This is a genomic window from Microcoleus sp. CAWBG58 (assembly GCF_020883045.1).
Lineage (GTDB): Bacteria > Cyanobacteriota > Cyanobacteriia > Cyanobacteriales > Microcoleaceae > Microcoleus.
This window is the reverse complement of record NZ_JAHRFA010000138.1, coordinates 1-11,071: the sequence shown is the minus strand read 5'-3', so window position 1 is coordinate 11,071 and position 11,071 is coordinate 1. Positions and strand designations below refer to the sequence as shown.

The 11,071-nt window shown below is 46.3% G+C and carries 10 protein-coding genes; 6 read left to right on the top strand and 4 right to left on the bottom strand.

The window, feature by feature from the left end; all coding sequences use genetic code 11:
• The first annotated feature begins 197 nt into the window (after positions 1 to 197).
• Together QZ918_RS31960 and QZ918_RS31955 are read left to right on the top strand one after the other, a co-directional pair.
• Positions 198 to 584 (top strand): BON domain-containing protein, encoded by a 387-nt coding sequence (locus QZ918_RS31960; RefSeq protein ID WP_293149653.1) that lies wholly within the window; start codon positions 198 to 200, stop codon positions 582 to 584.
• 89 nt (positions 585 to 673) lie between these two features.
• Complete coding sequence (locus tag QZ918_RS31955) at positions 674 to 1,090, top strand: Na-translocating system protein MpsC family protein (RefSeq protein WP_293149651.1); 417 nt, start codon at positions 674 to 676, stop codon at positions 1,088 to 1,090.
• Here QZ918_RS31955 and QZ918_RS31950 read toward each other — a convergent pair.
• Entirely contained in the window at positions 1,059 to 1,514 is a 456-nt protein-coding gene (locus QZ918_RS31950) for a response regulator (RefSeq protein WP_293149649.1), read from the bottom strand. The genes QZ918_RS31955 and QZ918_RS31950 overlap by 32 nt on opposite strands.
• Before the next feature lie 596 nt (positions 1,515 to 2,110).
• On the opposite strand from QZ918_RS31950, the gene QZ918_RS31945 reads away from it, so the two are divergent.
• A complete protein-coding gene (locus QZ918_RS31945) occupies positions 2,111 to 2,488 on the top strand; it encodes a DUF2267 domain-containing protein (RefSeq protein WP_293342852.1) in 378 nt (125 codons plus the stop codon).
• A gap of 322 nt (positions 2,489 to 2,810) precedes the next feature.
• Positions 2,811 to 5,459 carry an EAL domain-containing protein gene (locus QZ918_RS31940; RefSeq protein ID WP_293342849.1) on the top strand — a complete coding sequence of 883 codons (2,649 nt, stop codon included), beginning with the start codon at positions 2,811 to 2,813 and terminating at the stop codon, positions 5,457 to 5,459.
• Positions 5,460 to 5,662: 203 nt separating this feature from the next.
• On the opposite strand, the gene QZ918_RS33205 is transcribed toward QZ918_RS31940, so the two are convergent.
• Positions 5,663 to 6,064 carry an alpha amylase C-terminal domain-containing protein gene (locus QZ918_RS33205; RefSeq protein WP_367275482.1) on the bottom strand — a complete coding sequence of 134 codons (402 nt, stop codon included), beginning with the start codon at positions 6,062 to 6,064 and terminating at the stop codon, positions 5,663 to 5,665.
• A complete protein-coding gene (locus QZ918_RS31935) occupies positions 6,065 to 7,225 on the bottom strand; it encodes an alpha-amylase family glycosyl hydrolase (RefSeq protein ID WP_367275481.1) in 1,161 nt (386 codons plus the stop codon).
• A gap of 368 nt (positions 7,226 to 7,593) precedes the next feature.
• Between QZ918_RS31935 and QZ918_RS31930 the strand changes: the two genes are divergently transcribed.
• Positions 7,594 to 7,725, top strand: a complete 132-nt coding sequence (locus QZ918_RS31930) for a hypothetical protein (RefSeq protein ID WP_293342846.1) — start codon at positions 7,594 to 7,596, stop codon at positions 7,723 to 7,725.
• Between the two features lie 109 nt (positions 7,726 to 7,834).
• Here QZ918_RS31930 and QZ918_RS31925 read toward each other — a convergent pair whose 3' ends face one another.
• Entirely contained in the window at positions 7,835 to 8,557 is a 723-nt protein-coding gene (locus QZ918_RS31925) for a response regulator (RefSeq protein WP_293342843.1), read from the bottom strand.
• Between the two features lie 397 nt (positions 8,558 to 8,954).
• Here QZ918_RS31925 and QZ918_RS31920 point away from each other — a divergent pair, with 397 nt between their 5' ends.
• Entirely contained in the window at positions 8,955 to 10,835 is a 1,881-nt protein-coding gene (locus tag QZ918_RS31920) for an ATP-binding protein (protein WP_293342840.1), read from the top strand.
• Positions 10,836 to 11,071: the final 236 nt, after the last annotated feature.

Sequence of the window (11,071 nt, the reverse complement as noted above, 5' to 3'; positions counted from 1 at the left end):
TCCCGAACAATTTTTTGGCAATAATAAGGCAATAAATGGAGTCACATTTTAATTGGTATCTCGGTAAAAAATGAGTAAGATTACTCATTGACAACAGTGTTTTTAGCTTAACTTGTGACTAATGGTATTGAGTATAAGAATTGTACGGCGCCGTGCCAAATGTCAATTAACAAAAACATTTTGAGAGGGTAACTTCTGTGGGCTGGCTAAAAAGACTGTTTGGTTTAGAAAAACTGGAAAATCAAGAAAATGTGGAAGCTCCTGCTTACCAAGCACCTGTAGCTCCATCTCAAGCTCAAGTTCAAACTCAACCTGCTGCTAGGGCGACTCAGACAATCCCGCCGGAACGCATGGGATTGAATGGAGAATACGATCAAAGCGGTTTAGCTAAACGGGTGGCTCAGGCTTTCGATGCAAATCCTGATGTGGCGGACATTGAGACTGTTTATGTTGCTCAACACGGTACTACGGTGGTTCTCAAAGGTACGGTTCCCAGTCAGGAAATTGTCACCAAGTTGGTGACAATTGCTAAAAGGGTTAAGGGTGCAACTGGGGTGGAAACCAATCAAGTTACTGTCGGCTAGTCCGACAGTTTTTGGGAACAGTTAACGGTTAATAAGTTAACTGTTAACTGTTAACTGTTTTTTGAGCGATCTTGCTATACATAAAAAATATGACCGGGGAAAATTTAGTACCTACTCGCGGAAAGTTAGAACGCAGTCTGGCCCAGGGTATTCAAGCTTTGTATCGCTCTCTGCTGGGACAGCAAACGAGTCAGGCGCTCTGCAATCTTTTGGATAACAAATTAATCATTGTAATCGAAAATGCGATTACTCAACCAGAAAAACTGCTGGCTCAGAACGGTCAGGAAGATTTGGCTTCCCAGGTGCGATCGCAATTAGAGTCAGTTCTGGAAGTGGCACTGAAAGACTTAATCAAAGAGGTTTTGGGTGTGGCCGTGACTGATTTGCTCAGCGATGCGACTTTGGAGACGGGCCGCGCCGGAACGATCGCAATTTTGGAGTCTGCACCTCAAGTTCGCGATTCGAGTTCTAAGTCTAAAACTCCACGAGAATCGGCTGATGGTTGAGATGGTGGCGGATAATTTGTTCTAAATCCTTGATGTTGAAAGGTTTAGAAAGATATGCAACGCAGCCTGCTTCGAGAATCCGATCGCGGTCTTCTGTTTTTGCTAGTGCTGTGACGGCCACGATCGGAATATGTCTGAGATCCGGGTTTTCTCTGATCCGCTTTACTAATTCTATACCGTCTATATCGGGCAGACAAATATCGAGTACGATTAAGTCGGGAGAGCGCGAGACTGCTGTCGAAAGAGCACTGTAGCCGTCCATGGCTCCTACGCACTCGCAGCCGAATAAATCGAGTATTTGCGTCAGCAGCTCTAAGTTATCGTGATTGTCGTCTACAGCCAATACGAGAGGACGCTTGTCAACCGCCAGGTGACCCATATTTAAAGAAGATTCCAAATGCTGATTCCACGTAGGGTAGTTCATAAATCCAGATCGAAAAACGATCGTAAAAGTTTTACCCGAGGCATTCTTCAAGTGGCGCTCCGGCACTTGAAACAGATTGGCTCGTATTTGTAGCTCTCAGATGGCCAGTCTTCAGTCTAGCCAGATTGTACAATATCGCTGCGAGTTCTGGCAAAGACTGCACCAGTCGAGCGCTCCCACAGTATCTCCATAATTTTACCGATCCCCGGGCAAATTGCCAACTTACGCCCTAAGGTTGCGTCAGCTTTGACAACAAGAGGCGATTACTAGGAAAAAGCTTGCTAATAAACTATCCTAGCTTAATTTTTGCTTTGAAGAGTGGCCGCAGTTTTTGAGAATTCTCTCAACATTACACTACTGATATCCTCCGTGTATCTACCTAAAGAAAGATTAGATGAGGCACATAAATTTAACAACTTCCACCTGCTGAGAGATACTTATTTCTCCGGTTTAGATTTCAATGTTTTTAAGTAGTAATTATCGCTACTTAAACCCGTAAAAATATCATTTTTTACTGACTGTTTACCAGATATTAACCTAGGAGATGTTGATGACAATTGCAATCAGAGACGACTTAACTTACCAGAAAGAATTGGTTGAAAGCCCGCCCGCCCGATTTGATGACAACAGAAGCCAGCGATCGCGTGGAAGCCGAACTGCACAAAGAAGTTTTACCTACGGACGACAAAACCCTCCAAACAGAAATAGCTGACCTCTGGAAAGATACGAATCCGCTGGTACGATTGCTAAGCCGGGTGCGTGAGCCTTTGCGCGGGCCTGCACCTTTGGGCATCGATGCCAATTTGTTTGTACGGAGGGTCGAACTAGAAGGCTCACTTCCTTCGGGAGTAAAATCGGAAACTGCGATCGCGGGTGTATTTTCGGCAACGAAGGATGAGTTGTCCCAGGAGCGAATTCAGGAAATAGCGAGCTTTTTGCCGGAGAGAATTCGGGAAATTTGGGAGTCGGCTTAACGGGATATTTCCCAGTATAAATACTGAGCAACCGGGTTTACTCTTCCAGCATTCTGCACTCTCAGTCAGAAGCTTGTGCGATCGACCCGCTTTCTAGATTGGTTTGATCGTTCGGACTTTAGTCCGCATAAAAGTCTGTTAAGAAACCCGGTTCCTACCGAAAATTTGTGGGAAAACCAGAAATATTCATAAAAACTGGGTTTCTGGCTCTCTGGTTGCGTCAATCCCACAGAGTGAGCGAAAGTGTTGTAGTCTATAAAACAGGGCGAGTTAACAAGGTGACTCGCAAAAATGCTGTCAATTGCCCTGGAGATTAAAAGGGATGGCCCGCAGAAGAGTTAGACAAACGTCAAGAGCGAATTTAAAACAAGAGATTTTACTCAATCGAATTACCAATCGCATCCGCAACTCTTTAGAACTGCAAGAGATTTTGACGACAACGGCGCGAGAAATCCGCAGCTTTTTAGGAAGCGATCGGGTAAAAGTTTATCGCTTTGATGCAGACGGTAGCGGCGAGGTGATTGCCGAGGCCATCAACGGCGACAATTTGCCATCTCTGCTGGGTTTGCGCTTTCCTGCGGGCGACATTCCCCCTAGTGCGCGCGAAATGTTTGTCAAAGCGCGACAGCGAGTAATTGTAGATGTGGGATTGCAGCATAAAATAATTAATCGCTTAGATTGTCCCGAAACCGGCCAAACTTTAGCAGTTGAAGATATTCGCTATTGTCCTGTAGACTCCTGTCACGCAGAATATCTGGAGGCTATGGGGGCGCGTTCTTCTCTGACGGTGCCGATCGTACATCAAAATCAACTTTGGGGGCTGCTGGCCTGTCACCACAGTCAACCCAAACGGTTTAGCGATCGAGAATTGAACATAGTACAGTTGCTTGTGGATCAGCTTTCAATTGCGATCGCCCAATCTTTTCTCCTCACTCAAGCCCGACAGCAAGCGCACGACGAAGCCGTTGTCAACCAAATTAGCAGTTTGCTGCACTCTCCTCTGGAACTAAACGAAATTCGGCAAGCAGTTCTCGAACAAACTGTCAAGCATTTGCACGGTTCGGGAGGACGCTTGTACATTGCCGCCGAATTTGGCGATCGGCCGGCTAAACTTTATACCTGCGGCGTGCAGCCTCCAGACACCAATCTCGAACTCACCGAGTTTTGGCAGCAGATCATGGGGTGGGCAAACCAAGACGAGCAACCAAAAACTGCCGACAGTACCAGCCAATTAGGAATTTATCAAAATCTATATTCCGAGCATTACAGTTCAATTGATACAAATATTTCTAATTTAATCGTCCCGCACTTGTACGCGATTTCCGATATTTCTCAAGAACCTCAAGTCAAATCTTTATCTGCAAATTTTCTCGAAGCTGACATTCGGTCATTTTTGGCAGTACCGCTGCAATACCGCCAACAGTGCATCGGCTGTCTCACCATTTTTCGCGCAGCCGTAGAAACCGAAATTTTGTGGGCTGGCCGTTGCAGTTCCGACGCCCGGAGCGATCGACCCCGACAGTCCTTTGCAGCTTGGAAAGAAATCAAAACCGGCGAAGCTCAAAAATGGAGCAGCGAGGAACAGAAGCTAGCAAAATCATTAGGAACTCACCTGTACATGGCTGCCATGCAGAGGCGCGTCGAGGCAATGATGCGACATCAAGCTTCGCACGACCCATTAACAGGTTTAGCGAATAGATTGCTGTTTAATGAAAGGCTGTCTTTAGCTTTAGCTAACGCTCACCAGAATGCAGAAATGTTGGCGGTGATATTTCTAGATTTAGACAGATTTAAAAATGTTAACGATACTCTCGGCCACCCAGTGGGCGACCAGTTGCTGCAAGGTGTATCTCGGCGTTTGACTAACTGTTTGCGCCTCGGGGATTCGATCGCCCGTTGGGGCGGGGATGAATTTACTTTGCTGCTGTACAATATCAACAGCCCAGAGGACGCAACTAAGGTTTGCCAGCGAATAATCCAGAGTTTAAGCACTCCTTTTGATTTTGACGGTCGGGAACTTTATACTAAGGCTAGTTTGGGAATTGCTTTGGCTCCTTATGACGGAGAAGATGCAGAAACCTTGCTAAAAAATGCTGATGCTGCGATGTACAAAGCTAAACAGAAAGGTCGGAACAATTATCATTTTTACACGCGGGCGATCGGCAATCAAGTCTCCGAGGAACTTAACTTAGAAAATCAGCTTTACAAAGCTTTGAAACAATCAGAGTTTGTGCTGCACTATCAACCGCAAATAAACTTAAATACTTGCCAAATAGTCGGCATGGAAGCTTTGATTCGCTGGCAGCATCCCGAACGCGGTTTGATTTCTCCCGATCGATTTATTCCCCTAGCTGAGGAAACAGGATTAATCTGCCAAATTGACGAATGGGTGCTGCGGACAGCTTGCTTGCAAAATCGAGAGTGGCAGTTATTGGGATTGCCGCCGGTACGGGTAGCTGTGAATTTATCAGCCCGTCAGTTTCTACAAGCTAACACGGTAGAAACCATTGCTAAAATCTTGTCAGAAACCGAGTTAAATCCCGAGTATTTAGAAATAGAAATTACCGAGACAGTTGCCATGACAGATGTAAATTTTACGGTGTCGGTATTGCAGCAGTTGCAGCAAATGGGAATTCACATTTCTCTGGACGATTTTGGCACAGGTTATTCTTCGCTGTGGTCTCTGAAAAACTTTCCACTGAATAATTTAAAAATAGACAAATCCTTCGTGGCAGATTTGCTCAACGGCAACAGCGGTGCTACGATTGTGAAAGTGGCGATCGCTCTGGGACAGGGCTTGAATCTACGGGTGATTGCTGAGGGAGTGGAAACAGCAGAACAGTTGGCATTTTTGCAATCGCTTCAATGCGATATGGGTCAGGGTTACTTCTTTAGCAAACCCATACCGGCGGCGGCTGCAACCCAATTGTATCTAGAAAATCAACCGAGTAAAATATGTAGTTTACATTGACAACGAGAAATACTGGTAGCGTGCGTGTAAAAAAGAAAATTCCTCGCCAGTAACATTCAATAAAGGTACGTAGTTGCGCTTCAGCGCTCTTGCAGATCTAAAATAAGAACGCAAAAACCTAAAAAAAAGGTACGTTGTTGGGCTTTAGCCCTCTTTCATATATATAATTAAGAGGGCTAAAGCCCAACAACGTACCTAACGGATTACTGCCAAACAAATACTTTAGCTTCGTATTCCGGCAAGTCAATCGTAATATTGTCATCGCCAGATTCCACATCATAATTGCCCGTCCATTCGTGCCAAGTTCCGTTTGCTGGGAAGTGGGGAACGCTGTAACCCGCTAGATAATTTTCCGACAGATTCGCAACTACTACAACTCTCGAACCTTCATCGTTCCAGCGAGTGTAAGCAAACACTTTCGAGTCGGGGTCTTCGTGGAAAAAGTCGATGTTTTCGGTGTAAAGTGCTTGGTTGTTTTTGCGTAGGTGAATCAAGCCTTTGTAGTATTCCCACAAACCTTTATTCATGTCATTTCCCAGCAGCGTCCAGTCAATTTTTGCTTGCTCGATTGTTTTGGCTTTGTATTCGCCAAATTCTTCGCCCATTCAAATCAGCGGTACGCCAACTGCTGTCATTAACAACACAGAACCCAACTTCGCCCGCTTGAATGCTGGTTCATCCAAAATTCCCCGATCGCCCAATTCTGAGAATACGCGATCGCGATCGTGATTGCTCAAATAATTGACTACATTTGTCGCACCCAAGAAACCTTGGCGCTTGCAGTCGATCGCATCTTTCAGCCGTTCTAAATCAAAGGTATCGCCGCAGATATGTTCGACAATGCAGTGATAGAAACTATCGTGCCAGCAGCCATCCATCGGGCCCTCTAGATTTGTGATGCTGGGAGTTTCGGGAATGTATTCAGCAACGGTGTAAAACGGTTTCGGGCCGGCAGCATTTTTGGCTTCTTGAACTATCCAGTGCATGAAATCGTAGTTGGCAATTTGTCGGGCGGCGTCGAAACGAATGCCGTCGAGATGGTATTCTTGAACCCAATAGCGGACTGTATCGCCAATGAATTTGCGCGCCGGATAAGTTCCTAAGTTTTCGTCGTAAAATTCGTAGTTGAATTCTGGGCCCCAATTGTTGCCTGGATCGCGGGGGGCGTGGTGGTACCAATAATCGCGATCGATTTGGGTGAGGGGGCTGGATGATTCGGAGTGGTTGTAAATCCCGTCGATGATGACGCGAATCCCGCGCCCGTGACACTCGTCTATCAGGTTTTTGAGTTGTTCGGTGGTGCCGTAGCTGGACTCGGCAGCGAAGAAGTAGCGCGGGTTGTAGCCCCAACTGTAGTCGCCTGGGTATTCTTTGAGGGGCATGAGTTCGATCGCGTTAACGCCGAGTTCGACTAGATAATCGAGTTTTTCGACGACGTGCTCGTACTTGCCGCGGGCGAGGGGATCGGCTTCGCCGCCGGAAAAGTCGGCAACGTGCATTTCGTAGATTACTAATTCTCGATCGGCAGGTAGCGGTTTGTCATCGTGCTGCCACACGTAGGTATCGACAATGCGATCGCCATCTTTGATCCCGATCGCGCCGTTTTGAGTGGGATCGTCGATATCAGTCGCGTAGGGATCTACCACATCTACCCACTGATCTGCCTCCAGAAACCAGCTTTTGGACTGCACGCGAAATTTGTATTGATAAACGCCATCCTCCAACTCAACTCGCGTGCGGAAATAACCTTCTTCGTCCTTTGCCATCGGAATTTATTCCCAATTAGAAAAAGACCCCATCAAGGCAGCTCCTTTGTTGTAGGGAGCAAATAACTGAAATTCAATTGGAGCGCTCATAATGCCTCTTTTTAAGATTTTTCAGTAGCAGTAGATAGTTTTAATCTCGCAAATTGAAGCGAACTCTGGCATCACTCTGCGGATATAATTTCTGTAAGTGATTAACTATTCCTAAAAGTATGAGTATCTGGCCGAGCCTACGCATTTTATGAAGTGACATCGCGCCATACCGACAGTGCGATTCGGAATTTTATCTAACTTTCTATTTCTCAATCATAAGTATTAGTAATTTGAGGATTATTTGGCATCTATCTTAAGGTAGATTTACCGATCAAAAGATGATTGTAAATATCTGCACCAGGATAGATGCGGACTTAAACATAGCTTTTAAGACATCAGATTATGCGGCTGGCGATGCTGAGATTGAAGTCTATATCTTCGGCAGTAAAGTGCGCCAAAGAACACCCTAGATAAGCGCCAATAATTAGTCAGTCGGTGCCAAGTACGCATCCTAAAATTAATGCGTAAGGTGCGCGGGCGCACCTTACTTTTAACTTGCTTTTGCCTGCTGTTGAGGCTTTATCCAACCAAGCCAGAACGCAGGGCGAGAACGGCTGCCTGAGTGCGATCGTCAGCGCACAGCTTGTTCAGAATATTGCGGACGTGAGTCTTGACTGTACCGACAGTAATGTACAGCTTTTCGGCGATAGCAGCATTGCTGTAACCCTGCACGATCAGTTCCAAAACTTCTAACTCTCGCTCGGTTAACGGGTAAGTTTCAATGATGTGACTGAACTCGGGTTCGGCAGCCTTAATTGTGACTCTTTTACCCTCAGGCTTGGGTTCTTCCGGAGCAGACTCCTTAGTGCGAGCTTGTTTTAGAACGATGCGAGCTATCGCCGGATCGATCCAAGAGTTACCTTCATGGGTTACTTTTACTACATCCAACAACTGATCGAAGCTGATATCTTTCATGCAGTAAGAGTCAGCTCCGGCGGCAAAAGCTGCCAGAACTTCTTCTTCGTTGTCCTGAAAAGTCAGAATCAAAACTTTGGTATCCGGATCGGAGTCGGCTGCTATCGATTTTTTGAATTTTTGTGTCAGTTCAATGCCGTCAAAATCTGGCAAACCGATGTCTACAATTGCCACATCAGGTTTGGTAGACTGAAGCAGTTTCAATCCGTCTGTAGCGTTAGCTGCATCCCCGACAACTTCGATGGTGTCACGCTGTTGTAAAGCTGTGCGGATGCCGACTCTTGTCAAGTCGTGGTCTTCTATCAAAGCAACGCGAATTTTAGTCATCTTTTTTCCAATAGATCCGATAAACTTTAAAAATACCGTCAAGTGACTCAGCCAAGCTGAGTAAATTTGAGAATGTGTCCTGATTTAGGGTTTGAAAGCCCGCACATCTTTTTCCAGGATACTCATGCAGCGGCCCTGTTGCAAGTTAATTTTTAATTTATTTTAGGGCGATCGCGAGCATGAGCCTTCCTCGGGACAGGTAAACTCGAAGATGTTTTAACAGTTTAGCTGAATTATCCCATTGTCCGCCCCTTGATAGAGGTAAAGATATGATGTACTTAGATAAATTTAAAGTATAAAAACTTTCGGTGCAGGTAGTCGATATCAATAAAGCTAGCAGCACGAGACTTGATCTGGTGTTATGGCTAAAGTTGAATGCTTATTTATAAAACCAGTTATGACTCACTACCACGGCAACAACTCTTTTCGCTCGGAGTTTTCTGAGGCGGAAATACTATACAAGGCATCAGAAATACCATCCCCCCTACAGCAAGTTTGCGATCGCAAAACTGTGGACGATCGCCTGTGGTCGGCCATTCCTCACATAGTTTGGAAAGCTAATACCGGCGGCTGGACGACTTATTTAGGTCAGCCGTGGGAAGAGTACACGGGAGTACCAGCATCAGCAGCTTTGGGTTTCGGGTATCTGGCGTGCGTCCACCCAGAAGACCGCCCCCGTCTGTTGGCGCGCCACGGGTGGGACCCAACGCCATCGGGTACGGGTGGGGAGCCGCCGCCAAGTTACGAAATCAAATTTCGGCTGCGGACGCGAGAGGGGACTTACCGCTGGAACCTGGCTAGAGGATCGCCCGCCAACCCACACAGTCAGGAAGTTTTGGAGTGGGTGGGAACCTACACAGATCTGCACCCGATCGCACAAACTCAAGCCGAACCAGAATCAGAAGTCGAATTTTTGCGCCCGATCGCCCGATCGTCCGCTAAGTTAAAAGCAGAAAAATTGCCCGAATCCCCAATACTAATGGATGCTGGGGCGAATTTGCGGGCGATCGAGCGGTTTACAAATCTGTTGAGCCAGCGCGCGGGTAACTTGTCGGAATTGTTACAAGCGATCGCGGACGCGACTGTGGAGGCGATCGCCGGAGCTGAATTTTGCCTGGTTGCGCTCCCGGAGTGCGATTCCAGCGGGCTCAAGCTCAGCGCTGTAGGGGGTGCGACAAACTTTGAGAAAGGCAAAACCCTGCACGTGCAAGACAAGCTGCTGCTGAGGGCTTTTGCGACGGGAGAGTCTCAACTGTGGCGCTCTGAGTCGTACCCAGGAGTGCCGGCGGCGGCCTGTGCTGCGGCGATCGAGTCGCGGGAAAGCGGGCGTTTGGGCGTTTTGGCGATCGGTAACGGGAAAGACAGGACGGCTATTGACAGCGGATCTGTGCAACTGCTGGCGGTGATGGGAAGACAAGCTGCGATCGCGATTAACAGCGCGCGGGCGATCGAAAAATTTAAAAAGCAGGAACAGCTTTTAGACTTGCAAAACGAGCTGCTAATTCGCCAACAACAAGAACTGGAAAATCAGGATCAGCGCATTCAACAGCAAAAATTGCAACTCCTAGAAGCAGCAAAGTTAAAATCGCAATTTTTGGCCAGCATGTCCCACGAATTGCTAACTCCCATGAATTCGATTATCGGCTTTTCCCAATTGCTGCTGCGCCAGCACAAACAACTGCTGAGCGCGCAGCAAATAGATATGGTGGGGCGAATTTTAAATAACGGCAAAAACCTGCTAGTCCTGCTGGACGATATCCTCGACCTCTCCAAAATCGAGAGCGGTCGCACCGAATTAGAAATTGAAGAATTTGATTTAGGGCATTTAGTAATGGATGTGGCTCTGGAATTTGGAAATCAAGCCACCGAAAAGAATCTGGCAATGTCCGTCTGCGTGGGCTTGCAGGATCGGTGTATCGTTAATGACAAGTTGCGGCTGCGGCAAGTTTTGGTGAATCTGATTTCCAACGCGGTTAAATTCACTCATCAGGGCTGCATTTGCATTGAGGTAGGGGAATTAGAGGGCGATCGGCTAATTATCACCGTTCGGGACACAGGAATCGGCATTTCTAAAACAGATCTGCCCCACATTTTCGACAAATTCCATCAAGCCGACCAAAGCACAACCCGACCATATCCAGGCACCGGTTTAGGACTAGCGATTAGTGCCTCGTTAGTCAAGATAATGAACAGCACAATTACGGTCGAAAGTCAACTAAAAAAAGGTTCGAGATTTGCGATCGAAATTCCTCGAACAGTTAACCCCAAAAAGCCATAGCATAAGTCATTAGTTATTGGTTATTAGTTATTGGTTATTGGTTATTGGTTATTGGTTATTGGTTATTGGTTATTGGTTATTGGTTATTGGTTATTGGTTATTGGTTATTGGTTAAGCTGTCAAACATCTAAACTGCATTAACTCGCGTTACCTTTATTTTTTATTTTTCTGTTCCATTTCATAATTAGTCCTCCTTCATTTAATAGTTTATGTAACAGTGATTCTAGTTTTTCAAT

What these genes read in the sequence shown, in the direction of transcription:
- QZ918_RS31955 (WP_293149651.1), top strand. Translation starts at nt 674, where the DNA reads ATGACCGGGGAAAATTTAGTACCTACTCGCGGAAAGTTAGAACGCAGT.
- QZ918_RS31950 (WP_293149649.1), bottom strand. Translation starts at nt 1,514, where the DNA reads ATGAACTACCCTACGTGGAATCAGCATTTGGAATCTTCTTTAAATATG.
- QZ918_RS31940 (WP_293342849.1), top strand. Translation starts at nt 2,811, where the DNA reads ATGGCCCGCAGAAGAGTTAGACAAACGTCAAGAGCGAATTTAAAACAA.
- QZ918_RS33205 (WP_367275482.1), bottom strand. Translation starts at nt 6,064, where the DNA reads ATGGGCGAAGAATTTGGCGAATACAAAGCCAAAACAATCGAGCAAGCA.
- QZ918_RS31935 (WP_367275481.1), bottom strand. Translation starts at nt 7,225, where the DNA reads ATGGCAAAGGACGAAGAAGGTTATTTCCGCACGCGAGTTGAGTTGGAG.
- QZ918_RS31930 (WP_293342846.1), top strand. Translation starts at nt 7,594, where the DNA reads ATGATTGTAAATATCTGCACCAGGATAGATGCGGACTTAAACATAGCT.
- QZ918_RS31925 (WP_293342843.1), bottom strand. Translation starts at nt 8,557, where the DNA reads ATGACTAAAATTCGCGTTGCTTTGATAGAAGACCACGACTTGACAAGA.
- QZ918_RS31920 (WP_293342840.1), top strand. Translation starts at nt 8,955, where the DNA reads ATGACTCACTACCACGGCAACAACTCTTTTCGCTCGGAGTTTTCTGAG.